Annotated in this window: 16 protein-coding genes; 10 read left to right on the top strand and 6 right to left on the bottom strand. The window is 69.4% G+C overall.

The window, feature by feature from the left end:
- The first annotated feature begins 29 nt into the window (after positions 1-29).
- The 5 genes from nifK to EOINJALH_RS24950 all read left to right on the top strand — a co-directional run bounded on the left by nifK (position 30) and on the right by EOINJALH_RS24950 (position 6,333).
- A complete protein-coding gene (nifK, locus tag EOINJALH_RS24970) occupies positions 30-1,589 on the top strand; it encodes a nitrogenase molybdenum-iron protein subunit beta (protein ID WP_088285268.1) in 1,560 nt (519 codons plus the stop codon).
- Between the two features lie 150 nt (positions 1,590-1,739).
- Positions 1,740-2,057 carry a 2Fe-2S iron-sulfur cluster-binding protein gene (locus tag EOINJALH_RS24965; protein WP_234414028.1) on the top strand — a complete coding sequence of 106 codons (318 nt, stop codon included), beginning with the start codon at positions 1,740-1,742 and terminating at the stop codon, positions 2,055-2,057.
- Between the two features lie 173 nt (positions 2,058-2,230).
- Positions 2,231-3,322 (top strand): alkene reductase, encoded by a 1,092-nt coding sequence (locus EOINJALH_RS24960; RefSeq protein WP_088285264.1) that lies wholly within the window; start codon positions 2,231-2,233, stop codon positions 3,320-3,322.
- A 31-nt stretch (positions 3,323-3,353) separates the two neighbouring features.
- On the top strand, positions 3,354-4,406 hold the full coding sequence (locus EOINJALH_RS24955) for an AbrB family transcriptional regulator (RefSeq protein ID WP_234414027.1): 1,053 nt from the start codon (positions 3,354-3,356) through the stop codon (positions 4,404-4,406).
- Between the two features lie 142 nt (positions 4,407-4,548).
- Complete coding sequence (locus tag EOINJALH_RS24950) at positions 4,549-6,333, top strand: diguanylate cyclase (protein ID WP_144290160.1); 1,785 nt, start codon at positions 4,549-4,551, stop codon at positions 6,331-6,333.
- A 42-nt stretch (positions 6,334-6,375) separates the two neighbouring features.
- Here the strand turns inward: EOINJALH_RS24950 and EOINJALH_RS24945 are convergent, their stop codons facing one another.
- Entirely contained in the window at positions 6,376-6,960 is a 585-nt protein-coding gene (locus EOINJALH_RS24945; protein WP_088285258.1) for an MOSC domain-containing protein, read from the bottom strand.
- A 322-nt stretch (positions 6,961-7,282) separates the two neighbouring features.
- On the opposite strand from EOINJALH_RS24945, the gene EOINJALH_RS24940 reads away from it, so the two are divergent.
- The 3 genes from EOINJALH_RS24940 (at position 7,283) to EOINJALH_RS24930 (ending at position 10,505) form a co-directional block, all read left to right on the top strand.
- Positions 7,283-9,154, top strand: coding sequence for a phosphoenolpyruvate carboxykinase (GTP) (locus EOINJALH_RS24940; protein ID WP_088285256.1), 1,872 nt, complete (start codon positions 7,283-7,285; stop codon positions 9,152-9,154).
- 62 nt (positions 9,155-9,216) lie between these two features.
- The gene (locus EOINJALH_RS24935) at positions 9,217-10,083 is read left to right on the top strand and encodes a metallophosphoesterase (protein WP_144290159.1); all 867 of its coding nucleotides are present in this window, start codon (positions 9,217-9,219) and stop codon (positions 10,081-10,083) included.
- Positions 10,080-10,505 (top strand): universal stress protein, encoded by a 426-nt coding sequence (locus EOINJALH_RS24930; protein ID WP_088285254.1) that lies wholly within the window; start codon positions 10,080-10,082, stop codon positions 10,503-10,505. The genes EOINJALH_RS24935 and EOINJALH_RS24930 overlap by 4 nt, the downstream gene beginning before the upstream one ends.
- Before the next feature lie 55 nt (positions 10,506-10,560).
- Here the strand turns inward: EOINJALH_RS24930 and EOINJALH_RS24925 are convergent, their stop codons facing one another.
- From EOINJALH_RS24925 to prsT, 4 genes are all read right to left on the bottom strand, one after another.
- Positions 10,561-11,172: a TetR/AcrR family transcriptional regulator gene (locus EOINJALH_RS24925; RefSeq protein WP_088285290.1), complete on the bottom strand. Its 612-nt coding sequence runs from the start codon at positions 11,170-11,172 to the stop codon at positions 10,561-10,563.
- Positions 11,173-11,274: 102 nt separating this feature from the next.
- Complete coding sequence (locus EOINJALH_RS32925) at positions 11,275-11,493, bottom strand: hypothetical protein (RefSeq protein WP_234414026.1); 219 nt, start codon at positions 11,491-11,493, stop codon at positions 11,275-11,277.
- 214 nt (positions 11,494-11,707) lie between these two features.
- Positions 11,708-12,514, bottom strand: a complete 807-nt coding sequence (gene xdp1 / locus EOINJALH_RS24920) for an exosortase-dependent surface protein XDP1 (protein ID WP_088285252.1) — start codon at positions 12,512-12,514, stop codon at positions 11,708-11,710.
- A 168-nt stretch (positions 12,515-12,682) separates the two neighbouring features.
- Entirely contained in the window at positions 12,683-15,472 is a 2,790-nt protein-coding gene (prsT, locus tag EOINJALH_RS24915) for an XrtA/PEP-CTERM system TPR-repeat protein PrsT (RefSeq protein WP_234414025.1), read from the bottom strand.
- Positions 15,473-15,720: 248 nt separating this feature from the next.
- Between prsT and EOINJALH_RS24910 the strand changes: the two genes are divergently transcribed.
- Both EOINJALH_RS24910 and EOINJALH_RS24905 read left to right on the top strand, forming a co-directional pair.
- The gene (locus tag EOINJALH_RS24910; RefSeq protein WP_088285250.1) at positions 15,721-17,049 is read left to right on the top strand and encodes a D-amino acid dehydrogenase; all 1,329 of its coding nucleotides are present in this window, start codon (positions 15,721-15,723) and stop codon (positions 17,047-17,049) included.
- A 65-nt stretch (positions 17,050-17,114) separates the two neighbouring features.
- Positions 17,115-18,386, top strand: coding sequence for an Hsp70 family protein (locus EOINJALH_RS24905; protein WP_088285248.1), 1,272 nt, complete (start codon positions 17,115-17,117; stop codon positions 18,384-18,386).
- On the opposite strand, the gene EOINJALH_RS24900 is transcribed toward EOINJALH_RS24905, so the two are convergent.
- Positions 18,316-18,996 carry a YecA family protein gene (locus EOINJALH_RS24900; protein WP_088285246.1) on the bottom strand — a complete coding sequence of 227 codons (681 nt, stop codon included), beginning with the start codon at positions 18,994-18,996 and terminating at the stop codon, positions 18,316-18,318. The genes EOINJALH_RS24905 and EOINJALH_RS24900 overlap by 71 nt on opposite strands.
- Positions 18,997-19,051: the final 55 nt, after the last annotated feature.

Below are 19,051 nucleotides of genomic sequence, written 5' to 3'. Positions count from 1 at the left end.
CACCCAACCCACCCTTTTGGAGAATCACCATGCCCCAAGACGCAGAAAAGATCCTCGACCACGAGATGCTGTTCCGTGAGCCCGAGTACGCCAAGCTCCTGAACGACAAGAAGGTCCAGTTCGAGTACAACCACTCCGATGCGAAGGTCGAGGAAATCCGCGACTGGACCAAGTCCAAGGAGTACAAGGACAAGAACTTCGCCCGCGAGGCGCTCACCGTCAACCCGGCCAAGGCCTGCCAGCCGCTCGGCGCGGTGTTCGCGGCCAACGGCTTCGCCAAGACGCTGTCCTTCGTGCACGGCTCGCAAGGTTGTGTCGCTTACTATCGCAGCCACTTCAGCCGCCACTTCAAGGAGCCCACCAGCTGCGTCAGCTCGTCGATGACGGAAGACGCGGCGGTGTTCGGCGGCCTGAACAACATGGTCGACGGCCTGTCCAACAGCTACAACCTGTACAAGCCGGACATGATCGCCGTGTCCACCACCTGCATGGCCGAGGTCATCGGCGACGACCTGAACGCCTTCATCAAGACGGCCAAGGAAAAGGGCAGCGTGCCGGCGGAGTTCGACGTGCCGTTCGCCCACACCCCGGCCTTCGTCGGCAGCCACATCACCGGCTACGACAACGCGCTGCTGGGCGTGCTGCAGCACTTCTGGGACGGCAAGGCGGGCACGGTGCCGGCGCTCGAGCGCAAGCCCAACGACAGCTTCAACTTCATCGCCGGCTTCGACGGTTTCGTCGTCGGCAACATGAAGGAGATCAAGCGCATCTTCTCGCTGTTCGGCGCCGACGTGACCATCCTGTGCGACCCGTCGGCGGTGTGGAACACGCCCACCGACGGTGAGTTCCGCATGTACGACGGCGGCACCACCAAGGCCGAGGTCGAGCAGGCGCTGCACGCCAAGGCCACGATCGTCTTCCAGGAATTCTGCTGCGAGAAGACCAGCAAGTACCTGCGCGAGAAGGGCCAGGAAGTGATCGCGCTCAACGCCCCCGTGGGCGTGGCCGGCACCGACGAGTTCATCATGGCCGTCTCGCGCCTCACGGGCAAGCCCGTGCCGGCCGAGCTGGAACTGGAGCGCGGCCAGCTGGTCGATGCGATGGCCGACAGCCAGGCGCATCTGCACGGCAAGAAGTTCGCGATGTACGGCGACCCGGATCAGTTGCTGGGCTATGCGCGCTTCATCCTCGAACTGGGCGCCGAGCCGACGCACATCCTGTCGACCAACGGCAACGAAGACTGGGCGGTTCGCGTGCGCGCGCTGCTCGAATCGTCGCCCTACGGCAAGGGCTGCAAGGTGTACCCGAAGCGCGACCTGTGGCACCTGCGCTCGCTGCTGTTCACCGAGCCGGTGGACTTCATGATCGGCAACACCTACGGCAAGTACCTCGAGCGCGACACCGGCGTGCCGCTGGTGCGCCTGGTGTTCCCGGTCTTCGACCGCCACCACTACCACCGTTTCCCGACCTGGGGCTACGACGGCGCGCTGCGGGTGCTGACGATGCTGCTGGACGAGTTCTTCGAGACCCTGGACTCGAACACCAACGTGGCCGGCAAGACCGACTATTCCTACGACATCGTCCGATAGCCGGCCCACCCCCCGGAGCGCCGAAGGGCGCTCCCCCCTCGAGGGGGGCGCCGCCAGTGGCCCGGCAAAGCCGGTTCCACGGCGTCCGCTGGGTTCGCCAACGAATCATCAAGGTTAGACATGGCCAACGTTACGTTTTCATCCCCCCGCATGCAGAAGGACCTCACGGTGTACGCCGTGGCCGGCGACACGCAGTCGTTGCTGGCGGTGGCCCAGGCGCACAAGATCCCGCTCGACTTCGAGTGCCAGAACGGCGAGTGCGGCTCCTGCATCCTGCAGGTGACCGTGCTGTCGGGCAAGCGCCCCTACGGCGTGGCGCTGACCGAGAAGGAAAAGACTGTGCTGCGCTACTCCGGCAAGATCACGCCAGAGCAGATCGAGCAGGCCGAAACCAACGACATCCCGCCGCCCTACCGGCTGGCCTGCCAGTTCATCGTCCGCAACGAGGACATCCTGGTCAAGTTCTGAGTGCGCCCAGCCCGCCCCCCATGGGGGTCCAGAAGACTTGGGGCGGCCCGGCGTGTTCTTGTGATCCTGGGAGGGGAAGTGTCGGCCCCGGGCCTGTCGCAGTCGGGCAGGCCCGGGTTCACCGACCCCGGGGTGACAGCCGGCCGGGAGGCCGGGCGGATAAGCTCCGCGGCATGAGCACCCTCTTCGATCCCTTCCGCCTCGGCGACATCGACGTCGCCAACCGCATCGTCATGGCGCCGCTGACGCGCAACCGCGCCACCGGCACCATTCCCAATGCACTCATGGTGGAGTACTACCGCCAGCGTGCCAACGCCGGGCTGATCGTCACCGAGGCCAGCCAGGTCTGCCCCGAAGGCCAGGGCTACCTCGACACCCCCGGCATCCACTCGCCCGCCCAGGTGGCCGGCTGGCGCGCGGTGACCGACGCGGTGCATGCCGAAGGCGGCCGCATCGTGATCCAGCTCTGGCACGTGGGCCGCATCTCGCACACCAGCCTGCAGCCCGGCGGCGCGGCCCCGGTGTCGTCCACGGCCCGGCCCGCGCACGGCAAGACCTTCACAGCTGCGGGCTTCGTGCCCACCTCGACCCCGCGCGCGCTGCGCACCGACGAGCTGCCCGGGGTGGTGGCGGCCTACCGCCATGCCGCGCGCTGCGCGATGGACGCCGGCTTCGACGGCGTCGAGGTGCATGGCGCCAACGGCTACCTGCTCGAGCAGTTCCTGCGCGACAGCATCAACGACCGCACCGACGCCTACGGCGGCTCCATCGAGAACCGCGCGCGACTGCTGCTGGAGGTGATGAAGGCCGTGGCGGCCGAGATCGGCGGCGGGCGCACCGGCCTGCGGCTGTCGCCGGTCACGCCGGTCAATGACGCCGGGCAGGACAGCAACCCCGCAGCGCTGTATGGCCACGTGGTGCGCGCGCTGGCGCCGCTGAAGCTGGCCTTCCTGCACCTGATCGAAGGCCAGACGGGTGGCCCGCGCGACCTCAGCGCCCAGGGCGTGGCGCCCTTCGACTATGCCGCGCTGCGCCGCGATTTCTCCGGCGCCTGGATGGTCAACAACGGCTACAACCGGACCATGGCGCTGGAGGCCGTGGCCTCCGGCGCGGCCGACCTGGTGGCCTTCGGCAAGGCCTACATCGCCAACCCCGACCTGGTGCAGCGCCTGCGCGCCGATGCGCCGCTCAACGCGCTGGACATGCCGCGGCTCTACGGCGGCGGCGCCGAGGGCTACACCGACTACCCGGCACTCGCCGGCTGAGCATGCGCGGTGCCGCACCGGTGTGGCCGGTGTGAGGCCGCCGGCCGTCCGCATCGCGGCCACGCTCGCGCTGGCCGCGTTGGCCGGTGCGGCGGCGCAGGGCCTGCACGTGCCCCTGCCGTGGATGATCGGGCCGCTGCTGGTCACCGCCGCTGGCAGCGTGGCCGGCGCACCGCTGGCGGCCTCGAACCGCCTGCGCAACGCCGGCCAGTGGCTCATCGGCACCGCGCTGGGCCTGTACTTCACGCCGCCGGTGCTGGGGGTCCTCGCGACGCTGGCGCCGGCCATCGCGCTGGGCGTGGCCTGGGCGCTGGCCCTGGGCTTCGGCTTCTACCGCTTCCTGTGGTGGTCGCAGCGCGGCCGCGACGGCGGGCTGGCGCGGAGCACGGCGTTCTTTGCCGCGGCCATCGGCGGCGCGTCGGAGATGGCGGTGCTGGCCGAACGCGCCGGCGCACAGGTCGACCGCGTGGCGGCGGCCCATTCCCTGCGTGTGCTGCTGGTGGTCGTCATCGTGCCCTTCACGCTGCAGGCGCTGGACGTGCACGGCGCTGACCTGGCCGCCACGGCGCGCCAGCAGGTGCATCCAGCGGGCCTGGCCGTGCTGCTGGCCGCCAGCGCCGCCGGCGGCCTGGCGATGCGGCGGCTCGGCGCTCCCAACCCCTGGGTGCTGGGGGCGCTGGCGGCCTCGGCCACCCTCACCGGGCTGGGGCTGGCCGGCTCGGCGTTGCCGCGCGAACTGTCCAATGCCGCGCAACTGGCCATCGCCGTGGCACTGGGCACCCGCTTCACGCCGACCTTCGTGCACAGCGCGCCCCGCTGGCTGGCGGCGGTGGCCGCGGGCACGCTGGCGATGCTGGCGGCATCGGCAGCATTCGGCGCGGCACTGGCCGGCCTGCTGGGCCTGCACCCCGCCACGCTGGTGCTGGCGACCGCGCCGGGCGGCATCGCCGAGGTGGCCATCACGGCCTCGGTGCTGGGCCTGGGGGTGCCGGTGGTCACGGCTTTCCAGGTGGCGCGCTACGTGGCGGTGCTCACGCTCACCGGCCCCCTGTTCCGGTGGTTGCACGGCCCGGCTCACCGGTAGTCACAACTCGATACGGTTGACACGGTGACAATGACGGGATTGCCTGCGCGCCGAGATGACACCGCTCCCGCTCCTGTGCCTCCTGCTCGCCGTCGGAATGGGGTGCGCCCGGGCCCAGCCGGCCTCGACGCCGCAGGACGATGTGGCCGCCACCCTCGACAGCCTGCACGACCGCGCAAAGGCCGCGATGCGCACCGCGCCGGCCACGCTGAAGCAGCTGACCGACGAGTCCCTGGCCCTGCTGGCCCGACATCCCGACACCGAGCGCGAGGCCAAGGTGCGGGTGCTGCGCTGCGGCTACTTCAGCGAGAACGACCGCGAGGCGACGCGCCGGGAGCTCGACCGGCTGAATGCGCTGCTGCCGCCGTCGAGCCCGTCCAGCCTGCGCGCGGGCATGCTGGCCTGCGACGGCGAACTGCATGAGGGCGAGGGCGACAACACCCGCGCGATGGCGCTTTACGAGCAGGCGGTGAGCGTGGCCGAGGCCGCCGGCGACGACCGCCGCCTGGCCGACGTGCTGTACCTGCGCGGCTACCTGCGCGGCGTGGTCGGCGATTTTCCGGCCGGCCTAGCCGACCTGAAGCGCACGCTGTCGCTGTACGAGCGGCTGCAACTGGCGGTGGAGATGCGCACGACGACGAGCGCCGTCGCCGGGCTGTACAGCCGCATGGGCGCGGTCGACGAAGCGCAGCGCTACTACGACGACGTGATGCGGGCGATGCCGTCCACCGTGGCCTCGCGCGAGCGGCTGGTGGCCCAGCACAACCTGGCCCGCAATCTTGAGCGGCAAGGCCAATGGGACAGCGCAGCGCGGCATTTCGAGCAGGTGCTGGCGCAGGCCCGCGAGTTGGCCTTCACCCGCGGGCAGATCTATGCGCTGCGCGGCCTGGCCAGCGTGCGCAATGCCAAGGGCGACGGCACGCGGGCGCTCGAGCTGGTCGAGGAAGGGCAGCGCCTGTTCGGCAAGATGCCCGACGAGTCGCTGCGGGCCCAGTTGCTGGTTCAGCGCGGTATCGCGCTGCGGCTGCTGCGACGTCCCGCGGAGGGCCTGCCGGCGCTGCGCGAGGCCAGCGAACTGTTCCATCGCAGCGAGGCCAGTGTCGACAAGGGCCTGGCGCTGGACGAGCAGGCCCGCACGCTGGCCGACATGGGCGACTGGCGCCAGGCCTACGAGCTGCAGGCACGGGCGCGCCAGATCTCGCAAGACCTGCTGCGGCGCCAGATCGACAACCGCTTCGCGACGATGAAGGCGCAGTTCGACATCGAGGCGCGCGACCGCGAGAACCAGCTGCTGCATCGCGAGAACCAGGCCAACGAACTGGCCTTGGCCGGCCAGCGCCGCGCGGCCACGCTGCAGATCGTGACCGCGGTGCTGGCCTCCGCGCTGGCCGTGGCGCTGGGCGTGCTGGCCTGGCGCCAGCGCGAGACCGGCCGCCACATGCGCGCCCTGGCGATGACCGACGAGCTCACCGGCCTGCCCAACCGCCGCCAGGCGCTGTACACGCTGCAGTCGCTGGTCGCCCGCGGCCAATCCGATGGCGCGCTGCTGATCCTGGACATCGACCACTTCAAGCGCATCAACGACGAGCACGGCCACCTGGTCGGCGACGAGGTGCTGCGCGGCGTGGCGGCGGCCTGGCGGCTGCACGCACCGCCGGGCGTGGTGCTGGGCCGCCTCGGCGGCGAGGAGTTCGTGGCGGTGCTCACCCGCACCTCGCTGGTCCAGGCGCTGGCCGTCGGCGAACACCTGCGCGAGGCAGTGGCCGCGGTCGACCTGTCGCAGTGGCTGGGCGAACGCCGGGTCACGGTGAGCGTCGGCGTCACGCTCACGCAGCCCGGCGACAACCTCGGCGCCGTGCTCGGGCGCGCCGACGGAGCGCTCTACCGCGCCAAGGCCGGCGGACGCAATCGGGTCGAGTCGGCCTGAGCGCTCCGCCCTGCCGGGGCCGCAGCCCGACCGCCGGCGCGCCTAGCGCCGTCCCATGCGGGATAAAAAGAGCTCGCGCAGGTTCACCTCGCGCGGCCCCGGCAGCAGCTCGCCCACCTCGCCGGCGCCCACCGTGCCGGGTTCGATGACCGCCAGGTAGACGCCGGAGTAGCCCGACTGCGCCATCAACGACACCGCCTGCGGAAAGCCCATCGCCGCACTGAACTTGTAGCAGGGCATGCGCGGCTCGCTCACCGCCAGCACGCAGCCGGGCAGGCGCAGGCGGTCGCCGATCCACAGCTGGCCTTCCTGCAGGCCTGCCAGCGTCAGGTTCTCGCCCATCGCGCCGGGCGCCAGCGCTTGGTCGGGTGCCGCCACCTGGGCCTGTGCCCGCACCGTTTGCCAGAACGCGTAGTGCACCACCGGGTAGGCGTAGATTGCCTTGGACAGGCCGCCATGCACGGTCTGGTCGGCCTGCTCGTCGCCGGCCAGGCCGAGGGGCCGCACCTCGACCGGGCCTGGCACCGAAGCCTTGCCCATGGCCGTGAGCACGTCCAGGCCCTGGATGGTGACGAGCCTGGCCTGGGCGATGTTGACGCTGAGCACCTGGAAGGTCGTGGGGGCCATGGGCAGATCGGTCTGGGCAACGGGCAGGCCGCCATGCTAGCGGGCGGTCGCGTGTGCACTGGCGCGCATTAAGTCATGACTGATCTGCATAACCCCCCAATCCCTGGTGGTTACCACCCCATTACACTCAAAAGACAATCCTGCTCCAGCAGCGTCGGCCATCCCGCCTGCCGGCCGCACGGCCACCCGTTGCGTCCCCACCCGGACGCAGTGGATCGCTTCTCAGCATCCCGAGTTGCAGCGGCATTGGGCCAGCCCCGCGCCTGACGGCGGGTCTGGCCCAATTCCGCTTTTTTTGCATCCCTTGACGATTGGAGTAGCGATGAACAAGCCCGTGATGGAAGGCCTGCGCCTGAACGTTCCCGCCCATGTGAAGCACCCGCGCCTGGTGGCCTGGGTGGCCGAGATGGCCGCCCTCACCGGTGCCGCCGACGTGGTGTGGTGCGACGGCTCGCAGGCCGAGTACGACCGGCTGTGCGCCGAGCTGGTGGCGGCCGGCACCTTCAAGAAACTCAACCCCGAGCTGCGCCCGAACAGCTTCCTGGCCTGCAGCGACCCCAGCGACGTGGCCCGCGTCGAGGACCGCACCTTCATCTGCTCCGAACGCAAGGAAGACGCCGGCCCGACCAACAACTGGATGGCGCCGGCCGAGATGCGCACGCTGCTGCAAAGCGGCGAGAAGGCCCTGTTCAAGGGCTGCATGCGCGGCCGCACGATGTACGTGGTGCCGTTCTCGATGGGCCCGCTGGGCTCGCACATCGCGCACATCGGCGTCGAGCTGTCCGACAGCGCCTACGTCGCCGTCAACATGCGCATCATGACCCGCATGGGCAAGGCCGTGTACGACGTGCTCGGTGAAGACGGCGCCTTCGTGCCCTGCATGCACACCGTGGGCGCGCCGCTCGAGCCGGGCCAGAAGAGCGCCGCCTGGCCCTGCAACCCCACCAAGTACATCGTCCACTACCCCGAGACACGCGAGATCTGGAGCTACGGTTCGGGCTACGGCGGCAACGCGCTGCTGGGCAAGAAGTGCTTCGCCTTGCGCATCGCCAGCACCATGGGCCGCGACCAGGGCTGGCTGGCCGAGCACATGCTGATCCTGGGCGTCACCTCGCCGGTGGGCAAGAAGTACCACGTGGCCGCCGCCTTCCCCAGCGCCTGCGGCAAGACCAACTTCGCCATGCTGGTGCCGCCCAAGAGCCTGGACGGCTGGAAGGTCACCACCGTCGGCGACGACATCGCCTGGATCAAGCCGGGCGCCGATGGCCGCCTGTACGCCATCAACCCCGAGGCCGGCTACTTCGGCGTGGCCCCGGGCACCAACTACAAGACGAATCCGAACTGCATGGATTCGCTCAAGCGCGACGTCATCTTCACCAACGTGGCCCTCACCGACGATGGCGACGTGTGGTGGGAAGGCATGGACGGCGAGGTGCCGCAGCACCTGATCGACTGGCAGGGCAAGGACTGGACGCCGCAGGTCGCCAAGGACACCGGCGCCAAGGCCGCGCACCCGAACTCGCGCTTCACCGTGTCGGCCACCAACAACCCGGTGCTCGACCCGATGTGGGATTCGCCCGAGGGCTATCCGATCGACGCCTTCATCTTCGGTGGGCGCCGCTCCACCACCGTGCCGCTGGTCACCGAGGCTCGCAACTGGGCCGAAGGCGTGTACATGGCCGCCACCATGGGCTCTGAGACCACCGCCGCGGCGGCCGGCGCGCAGGGCGTCGTGCGCCGCGACCCGTTCGCGATGCTGCCGTTCATGGGTTACCACATGGGCGACCACTTCGCGCACTGGCTGAAGATGGGTGAAACGCTCAGCGCCGGCCCGGGGGGCGCCCGCCTGCCGCGCATCTATTGCGTCAACTGGTTCCGCAAGGGCGCCGACGGCAAGTTCGTCTGGCCCGGCTACGGCGACAACATGCGCGTGCTGAAGTGGATGCTCGAGCGCGTCGAGGGCAGTGCCGGTGGCGAGGAGAACGTCTTCGGCGTCAGCCCGCGCTACGACGACCTCAGCTGGGCCGGCCTCGACTTCACCCGCGAGCAGTACCAGTCGGTGATCTCGATCGACCGTGCCGCCTGGACGCAAGAGTTGACGCTGCACGGCGAACTGTTCCAGCAGCTTGCGTCGCGCCTGCCGTCGCAACTGCTCGACACCAAGCGCCAGATCGAGCAGATGCTGGCGGCCTGATGCCCCTCCAGCGCAGGGGCGGGCCGTCTCGCAAGACGACGGCCCGCTAGACTGCCGGCGCCATGCGCCTGCAACTGCTGTCCGACCTGCACCTCGAGACCGAGTCCTTCGAGCCTCGTCCATCACCGGATGCCGAGCTTCTGGTACTCGGCGGCGACATCGACGCCACCTGGGCCCAGCTCGACCGCTTTGCCGGCTGGCCCGTGCCGGTGCTGATGGTGGCGGGCAATCACGAGTTCGACGGCCGCGACCTGGGCGATGCCTGGGCCGGTCTGCGCGAACGCTGCGACAGCCTGGGCATCCGCCTGCTCGAACGCGAGCGCTGGGTGGTCACCAGCGCCGCCGGACGCCGGGTGCGCTTCGTCGGCACCGTGCGCTGGTCCGATTTCGACGGTCTGGGCAGTGCGCAGCGCGATCGCGCCATGCGGGCGTCTGCCTACTTCCTGCGGTTGATGGCCGCCACCCGCCAGGGCGTGCCCATCGACGCCGAGGTGATGCGCAACGAGTCGTTGGCCTGTCGGCGCTGGCTCGAAGACGAACTGCACGAGCCGCCGCAGGGCCGCTGGGACGATACCGTGGTCATCACGCACTTTGCGCCCAGCCTGCGCTGCGCCGACCCACGCTACGGCCGCCAACCCGGCACGGCAAGCTTCTGCAATGCCGACGAGGACCTGCTGCCATTGGCCGATCTGTGGCTGCACGGACACCTGCACTGCCGGCACGACTTCACTGTCCATCGCCCCGGCCGTCGCCCGATGCGCGTGGTGTGCCAGGCGCGGGGCCTGGCCGACAAGGGCGAGGCCGACGGCTTCGACGAGTTCAAGCCGATCGATGTCGGCGCAACAGATGAGGTTCGGCAAGGTCTGCTGCCCGGCCCCTGCCACACTGTGCCGGGCGATCCTGCCCATCCGATGGAGTCCATGCCATGAAGATCCTCGTCCCCGTCGATGGGAGCACGTTCACCAAGCGCATGCTCGCGTACCTGGTTGCGCACGACGAGTGGCTCGGCGACCACCATGAGTACACCTTGCTGCATGTGTCGCCGGCGTTGCCGTCGCGGGCCGTGTCGGCCTTGGACAAGGGTGTGCTCGCGGCCCACTACGCCGAAGAGTCCGAGAAGGTGTTCAAGCCCATCCGGACCTTCCTGGGCAAGCAGAAGATCCAGCAGGCCGCGTTCGTCGCCAAGGTCGGCGCAGCGGCCGAGGTCATTGCCGATGTGGCCAGGAAGGGCAAGTTCGACCTGCTGTTGATGGGGTCGCACGGGCATGGCACGTTCGGCAAGCTGGTGCTGGGCTCGGTGACCACCAAGGTGATGGCGCAATGCGAAACCCCCGTGCTGGTGGTGCGCTGACGACGGCTGAAGCCCGCGATGGTCGGCGCTGCGGGCCATGCCCGCCGGCGGTTCGTCAGGTGCGGGCGGCCAGTCCGTCGAAGCAACTCGCCAGCACCCAGTCCACGATCTGGTCGTCGCTGTACTGGTCGCTGGCCTTCAGGAAGCCGAGCACGGGGTCGCAGGCCCGCGCAAACAGCGTGTAGAGCACGGCCACGGGCGGCAGCCGCCGATCGAGGTGACCAGCTTCCTGGGCATCCAGGATCCATTCGCCGAGCAGATCGCTCAGGCGGATGAGCCGATCGGTGTAGCCGTGGTCGGCCAGCAATGTGGCTCGGAGCGACGAGTTCTGCGACGGCAGCGAGGGCACCTCGCCCGCCAGTTGGGCCTGAAGTGTCCAGCGTGTCAGGTTCTTCAGGTGGTCGAACGCCGTCAACCCGTCCCGCGCTCGCTCGGCAGCGACCGCCTCCAGCGCCATGTCCATGGTTTGCTTCATGGCCGCCGCGGCGAGCGCCTCCTTGGAGGCGAAATGCTTGTAGAGGCTGGCCTTGGCGATGCCCACGTCGGCCGCCACCTCATCGACCGTCATCAGGTCGAAGCCCTTGGTGGCCAGCAGGCGCTTGACCGTCGCGACGATGGCGTCCTCGCGCGCTTGCAGCACCTTGGCTCGGAAAGTCAGTCGGGTCACCAAGGCATTCTAGGCGAGCAGGATGCCGTTGTGGTCTCCAGGGTCACTTTGTGACCGTGGAGTATCAATGCAGCCGACCAGTTTGATCGGCTTGTCGATGGTTCAGGTGTTGCCCCTGCTCGCGCGCCAACGCTCGAACAGCCCCGGTCCTGCGGACGGCTGCACCGGGGTCACCGGCGGCGCCGATCCGAACGACTGATCGAGCGTGCACTCCAGGCCGAAAGCGGTGCCCATGTCGGCTGGCTCGAGCGCACGCGGCGTGGCCCGACGGGCACGCGTCCAGCGTGCCAGCAAGGAACTCGGGGGTCGGGAATCGGGCATGTTCGTCTCCAGCGTTATCCGAGTGTGCAACCAGTTTGCGCTGACTCAAATCCCTCGAATGATGGAAAAGGCCCTGGGTCGTTGCATTGTTCCAAGGTGTATCGGCCAGATCAGGTCGAGGCCTGAGCGTTGCACATGAAAAAACCGGCCATGTGGCCGGTTCTGTTGGTCTGGGCACTCCCGCAGGATGCCCGGAGGGTAGATGCGCCCCTGATCAGGACTGCACCGCGGTCCGATCCTTGCGGCGCCGCGACCCATAGGCGCCGACGAGCGCCAGGGCCACCAGGGCCAGCGAGGCCGGCTCCGAGACCACGCCAGTGTTGCCGCCGCCGGAACTGCCGCAGTTGACGGTGCCCGAGGAGATGCACTTGGTTCCAGCCACGGAGGCCAGCTTGAAGTAGTCGTCGCTGTTGGTCAGCGCGGTGGTGGCTGCACCACCGTAGGTGGAGTTGAACGCGCTGATCAACCACCAGCTCGAGCCCTTGGTGGTGTTGGTGAACGACTTGGTCGTCGTGCCGATGTCCGCGTAGCTGCCGACCAGTTCCCAGCCGCTGGCGATGAGATTGCCCGGGGTCATGCTGGCCATGTTGGGGCCGGTGGCAGCGCCGTTCCAGCGGAGCAGGGTGACGTCGGAATCGAAGCCGCTTTGCACGTAGCCCAGCTTCACCTGGTTCAGGATCACGCTGGAATCGAACTTCAACACCACGGCTTCCTTGTTCGTGATGTTGTCCAGACCATGCTGCGCGTCACCGGTGCCCTGCATGCCGAAACCTGAGCCGGCGTAGATCGTGAGGTTCTGATCGGTGAACGCATTCGGTGGCACCGAGGACCAGCCCGTGGCTTGGACGCCCAGCGACACGGACGCATTGCCAGTGACCCCAGTCGTCGTGCCAGTTCCGGAGTAGTCGCCATTGACCGTGGCGCCGGACGTGAAGGACCAGGCGGCGAAGGCCGACGGAGCCGCCGCCATCGCGGCAGTGGCGACGAGCATGGCGGAAACGCTGCGAATGAACTTCTTCATGACTAGACCTTTTGACGTCGAACCCCGTTGCCGGAGAACTGGAGGTGGAAACCCCAGAAGCAGACCCTGTGCCAGACTAGATTTCATCCATGCCGTCAACGACTTGGGTGAACTGCCGATGTTTTCGTTGAGCCCATTGTAAAAAGCATCGACGACAAAGTATGTCCCTCACTTGAGGGTTCGCAAGAGCGCCTCGGCCTCGGCCTGGGCGTCGAAGACCGTCTTGCTCCGCAAGGCCACTTCGAGTTCTTCGCGCGCTTCGCCCTTGCGGCCCACCTTGGCCAGCACAGTGGCCAGGTGGTAACGGATGGCAGGGCTGGCCGGGTCGCGCAGCCGGGCGTCACGCAACAGTTGCAGGGCCCGATCGGACTGGCCGGCGTGGTAGGCGGCCCAGCCGGCGGTGTCGATGACGATCGGGCTGGTCGGGCTGGCCGCCAACGCCTGCTCGGCCAACTTCAGCGCCGAGGGGTCCTTCAGCTGAAGCAGCACGTTGGCCTGGTTGTTCAGCACCTCGACATCCGTCGGGGCCAGCTTGAGGAGTTCGTCGTAAAGGCTTCGTGCCGCCGTGAAGTTGCCGGCGCGCACCTGAGCTTCGGCCAGCAGCTTGCGCATCGCCCGGTCTTGCGGCTTCGAGCGGATCCACTGTTCGGCCTGTTGCACCGCCGCCTTGCGGTCTTGCGAGAACATCGTGCGCACCAGGCGCAGGGCCGAGTCGGTGGTCGGCTCGAGCTGATGCGCGCGCCGGAACGAATCGACGGCCGGGCCGATCTGCCCCCGGGACAAGGCGATGGTGCCGAGCAGCGCGTGCCCGACGGCCTTGCCCGGATGCTTCTGCACGATCTGGCGAGCGCGCTGCTCGGCGCGGGCATGTTCGCCTTGGCGCGCCTCGACCTCGGCCAGCATGGCCTGCGCGGGCAGGAAATCGGGTTTGTCCGACAAGGCCTTTTCGAGGCTGTAGGCCGCCCCCGGCAGGTTGCGGGCCATGACCTGCAGCCCGGCGATCTCGACCTGCACCTCCGACGAAAAATTGGCCAGTCGGGTGGCATTGCCCAGCGTGGCCTTGGCTGCCGGGTGGTCGCCCACGGCCAGCTGCGCGCGGGCCAGGGCCAGCAGCACGGCCAGGTTGTCGGCATCCTTCAGGCTCACGGCTCGGGCGGCTTCGAGCGCCTTGTCGGTGCGTCCGGCGCGCAGGTGCAGGTCGACCAACGCCAGGCCAGGACGCAGTTCCTTGGGCCCGCTGTGGTCCACGGCCTTGGACAGCCAGCGCAGGGCGTCGTCGCCGTTGCCCTGGCGATCGGCCAGCGCCGCCATCTCGAACAAGGCGTCGACGTTGCGCTCGTCGGTCTTCAGGATGTCCAGCAGCCGAGCCTCGGCCGGCGCGTAGGCCTTGGTCGTCATCTCCAGGCGCGCCAGGTTGAGCTTGGTCTGCGTCGAGGTCGGGTCGAGCTTCAGGGCCGTCTCGTAGGCGAGCCTGGCGCCGGTCAGGTCATTGGCCTGGGTCTTGGCAAAGCCCAGCAGATTGGCATAGCCGGCATTGCGCGGATCCTGCTTGACCAGCGTCTGCGCCATGGCCAGCGCCTTGGGCGTCTGGCGGCCACTGAGGTAGAGGCCGACCAGCGCCGACGCGGCCTGGGTCTGGGTGGGATCCTTGCGGAACGCGGTCTCCAACTGCTCGATGGCCGTGGTGGTCTGGCCCGTGCGCATCAGGCTCAGGCCGAGCATGGTGTAGAACTCGGGCAGGTCGCGGCTCTTCAGCGCTTCCTGCATCAAGGTGGTGGCACGGGCATGGCGGCCACGAGACAGGTGGGCCGAGGCCAGCAGGGCCAGGGCCTGCGAATCGCCGGGGAAGGCCTTGAGATAGCCCTCCAGCGCATCGATGCCCTTGTCGACGTTCTGCTCGGCGATGTAGATCTGGGCCAGCAACTTGGCCACGGCGCTGTTGGGCTGCGCGCGGTGGAACATCTCGAGGTACGGCTTGGCCTTCTCGCGCTGGCCGAGCCCGAAGTGCGCCAGCCCGTTGAGCAGCAGCAACTGCGACTTGAAGCGCAGGAAGTCGACCGGCACCGGATCGATCAGGTCGCTCACCCGGCGCAGCGCCGCCCTCGCGGCGACCGCGTCGCCGGCGCGCTCCGCCAGCAAGGCCCGCAGGTAATAGCCGCGGGGCTCGCGCGGGGCCCGCTTCTCGAGTTCGGCCACGTCCTTCAGCGCCTCGGCATGGCGGTTCAGGTCCATCAGCAGGCCGACGCGGGCCACCCGGGTTTCGTGGTGGTCGACGTTCGCGAGCAACGCCTTGTCGTACCAGGTCAGCGCACCGGCCTTGTCGCCCTCGGCATGCGCCACCGAGCCGCGCTGGTACAGCGATTCGGCCGAGCCGCGCGAGACGGCGATGGCCTTGTCGGCGGCCGCGGCCGCCTCGGCAAACTGCCGCGCACGGATGCGCAAGGGCACTTCGGCGAGCCAGGAGTCGGGCACGCCGGGGTCCAGCGCCCGTGCATCGTCCACCGACTTCAAGGCCGCCCGCGTGTCGCCCATGTCGGCCGCCGCGGTGGCCTTGAGGATCAGCAACTGCATCTGGGCGTCCGCCGGCAGCCCGGCGGTGGCGAAGCGCGCCTGCTCCAGCACCTCCTGGGGCTTGCCCTGCAGCATCAGCGCGCGCGCCAGCGGCACCACCACTTCCGCACGGTTCACACCCAGGCGGGTGGCCTCGGTGAAGGCCACCTCGGCGGCACCCACGTCACCCGTGGTGAGCAAGGCCTTGCCCAGCAGCACATGCACCGGCAGCATGGTGCTGTCGACCTGGATCGCATTCTTCAACTGGAGGATGGCGCCGTTGTAGTCGCGCTTCTCGTAACGCGACAGCGCATCCTCGTAGAAGCGCGAGGCCTTGGGATCGGCCGCGGCCGCCTGGAACGCCAGGGCCACCAGACCCCAGGCCAGCCACGCCGCACGCCTCGGCACGGGCGTCGGGGTCGATTGTCGAGAGGGTGTTTTCACCCAGCAGATGCTACGGGAAGGCCGATCGGCGTGCCCGGCGCGGCATCAATCCGCCGTGCGAAAGTGCAATCGCCCGCCCCTGCGGTCAAGGGGGGACACCGGGCGCCAACATCAGAACAACTTATTGGACTGTCGATTTTTTTCATTGGCTTCATGTTCCAGGCGCTTCTGCCCAGAATCCGCGCACTCCACGTCACCCACGGATTCGCACCATGCACGTCATCGTCCTCGGCGCCGGCATCATCGGCATCAGCACCGCCTGGCACCTGCTGCAACAGGGCCACGATGTGACCGTCGTCGATCGGCAGCCCGATGCCGCGCTGGAAACCAGCTTCGCCAACGGCGCGCAGATCTCGGTCAGCTTCTGCGAGCCCTGGGCCAACGCCGGTGCCCCCTGGAAGGTGGCGAAGTGGCTGCTGCGCGACGACTCGCCGCTGCTCTTCCGCCCCAAGCTCGACCCGCACCAGTGGCGCTGGGGCCTGTCGTTCCTGGGCCAGTGCAATGATGCCGCCTTCGAGCGCAACGTGCGCCAGCTGGTGGCCCTGGGCCGCTACAGCCACGAATCGCTGAAGGCCCTCGTGGCCGACACCGGCATCGAGTACCAGCGCCTGGAGCGCGGCATCCTGCACTTCTTCTCGTCGGCCGCCGACTTCGAGGCCGGCGCCCAGGGTGCCGAGCTGATGCGCCGCTACGGCGTCGACCGCCGCGTGCTGGGCCGCGACGAGGTGCTGGCAGTCGAACCGGCGCTGCGCGCCTTCGGCCCCAACATCCACGGCGGCACCTTCACGCCCAGCGACGAATCGGGCGACGCCCAGGTCTTCACCCAGAAGCTCGCGGCACTGTGCCGCCAGCGCGGCGCCACCTTCCTGTACGAGACCGCGGTCGACGGCATCGACCAGGCCGGCGGCCACATCAGCGGCGTGCGCGTGCGCGACGTTCACACCGGCCTGGTCCGCACGCTGGTCGGCGACCAGTACGTGGCCGCGATGGGGTCGTACACCGCACCGCTGCTGCGCCGCCTGGGCCTGTGGCTCAACATCTACCCGGCCAAGGGCTACTCGGCGACGATGAAGCTCAAGCGCCCCGGCGATGCCAGCGTCGTGAGCCTGCTCGACGACACCCGCAAGATCGCCATCTCGCGCCTGGGCGACACCATCCGAATCGCCGGCACGGCCGAACTGGCCGGCTACGACACGGGCCTGGACGGCGCCACCGCGCGCCGCCGCTGCCAGGCGCTGGTCGATCGCTACGAGGCGCTGTTCCCCGGCGTGGCCGACACCTCCGAGCCCAACTTCTGGACCGGCCTGCGCCCCAGCACCCCGACCAACATCCCCTACATCGGCCGCAGCCGCATCGGCAACCTGTGGCTCAACGCCGGTCACGGCACCCTGGGCTGGACGCACGGCGCCGGCTCCGGCCAGGCGCTGGCCGAGCTGATGAGCGGCCTGCGTCCCGCGCTGTCGTTCGGCTTCTGCGGCGAGGCCCTGCCGGCCGCACGGCCCTTCGTGCCGGTGGCCCGACCGAGCGCGCAGCAAAGCTGACCCACGGGCGGCCCCGGCCGCCTAGAATCGCGCCCCTTCGGCGGGGCTCCCGCCGAAGGAGCCCCATGCCCTCGTACTGCGCCATCGATTTCGGCACGTCCAACTCGGCCATTGCCCTGCCGCAGGCCGAAGGGGTGCGGCTGGTGGCGCTCGAAGGCGGGCAGCGCACCATGCCCACCGCGGTGTTCTATGCGGTCGAGGGCCTGGCCGCGCACGAGGACCCCCACCGCCACTACGGCCGGGCCGCGGTGGCGGCCTATGTCGAGGGCATCGAGGGCCGGCTGATGCGCTCGATGAAGAGCATCCTCGGCTCGACCCTGGCCGACCAGGCCACCGAAGTGGGTGCCGGCCGCTCGGTGCGCTACCTCGACGTGGTGGCCGGCTACCTGCGCCACCTGAAGACCCTGGCCGAGGGCGAGGCCGGCCAGCCGCTGGACCGCGTGGTGCTGGGCCGGCCGGTGTTCTTCGTCGACGACGATCCCGAGCGCGACGCCAAGGCGCAGGCGGCGCTGACCCGCGCGGCGCACGAGGTGGGCTTCTCGGACGTGCGCTTCCAGTACGAACCCATCGCCGCCGCGCTGGACCACGAGACCACCATCGACCACGAGCAGCGGGTGCTGGTGGCCGACATCGGCGGCGGCACCTCCGACTTTTCGCTGGTGCGCGTGGGCCCCGCGCGGCGCGGCCGCATCGACCGCCACGACGACATCCTGGCCAACCACGGCGTGCACATCGCCGGCACCGACTTCGACCGGCGGCTCGAACTGGCCCACGTGCTGCCCACCTGCGGCTTCGGCGGCCTGGGCCCGACCGGGCGCGAGGTGCCGAGCAAGGTCTACTTCGACCTCGCCACCTGGCACCTGATCAACACCGTGTACGCGCCCGCGCGGGTGTCGGAACTGCGGCAGATGAAAAGCTTCTACGCCGATCTGGTGCAGCACCGCCGGCTGATGAACGTCATCGACAACCAGTATGGCCACGCGCTGATCGCCTGCGCCGAGGCGGCCAAGATCCAGGTGGCCGAGGGTGGCTCGACGACGATCGACCTGTCGATGATCGAGCCGGGCCTGGCGTCGTCGCTGGACGAGGCCCGCGCCGTGCAGTCGCTCGAAGCCGACCTTCAGCGCATCGTGGCCGCCGCCGACGAGACGCTGGCCCAGGCCGGCCTCGCGCACGACCGCGTCGACGCGCTCTACTTCACCGGGGGCTCCACCGGCTTCAAGCCGCTGGCCGACCGCATCGCGGCGCGCTTTCCGGGGGCGCTGGTCAGGCGCGGCGACCGGTTTTCGAGCGTGGCCCAGGGGCTGGGCGTGCACGCCCGCCGGGTGTTCGGCTGAACGGCTTCGGGGCCGGACGAACCGCCGGCCGCGTGACGTCGGCCATCAGCAGCACGCTGCGCACGAGGTCTTCCACCGCCTCGGCCAGCGTCTCGGGCATTTCCAGGGTCTCGATCTCGGCGAGCAGTTCGTCGGCGTCTTCGAGATCGTCCGGGTCGAAGTGCCGGTACAGCGTGGCCAGCGGCTCCAGCAACTCGGCCTCGTGGCGGTTCATCAAGGCCGGAAAGGCGTCCATCGCATTGGCGAAGCCGGCCACCCAGGGCAGCACGGTCTCGGACGGGCTGGCCTCGTCGTCGAGCTGGTACACCCAGGGGTCGAACCACTCGCGCTTGGCGATGGCCCGGTTCAGCTCGGCCGCGCGGCGGCGCACCAGCGCGGCCAGGGCGCCCATGCGAAAGCCCGGCGGCGGCGCGCGGCCGTCGATGTCGACCACGCGGGCCATCCACTGGGCCTCGGGCACCGGGCGCGGCTGCAGCAGCACGCCGCACAGGTAGCCGTCGAGCATCACCACGTCGAGCGGCTCGCGGTTGGCGGGCAGGCTGTCGAGCAGGGCTTCGAGGGCGTCGAGGTCGGCCTCGCCGAGCGGGCGGTCCACCGGAATGGGTGTCATGCACCGATTGTCGCTTGCCTATGATGGGCGCATCAGCCCACCGGGCCGCCCTCAG

The organism is Ideonella sp. A 288 (assembly GCF_002198735.1).
GTDB lineage: Bacteria > Pseudomonadota > Gammaproteobacteria > Burkholderiales > Burkholderiaceae_C > Pseudaquabacterium.
Note: the sequence above shows the minus strand (reverse complement) of the source record. Positions and strands in the feature narration are given on the sequence as shown.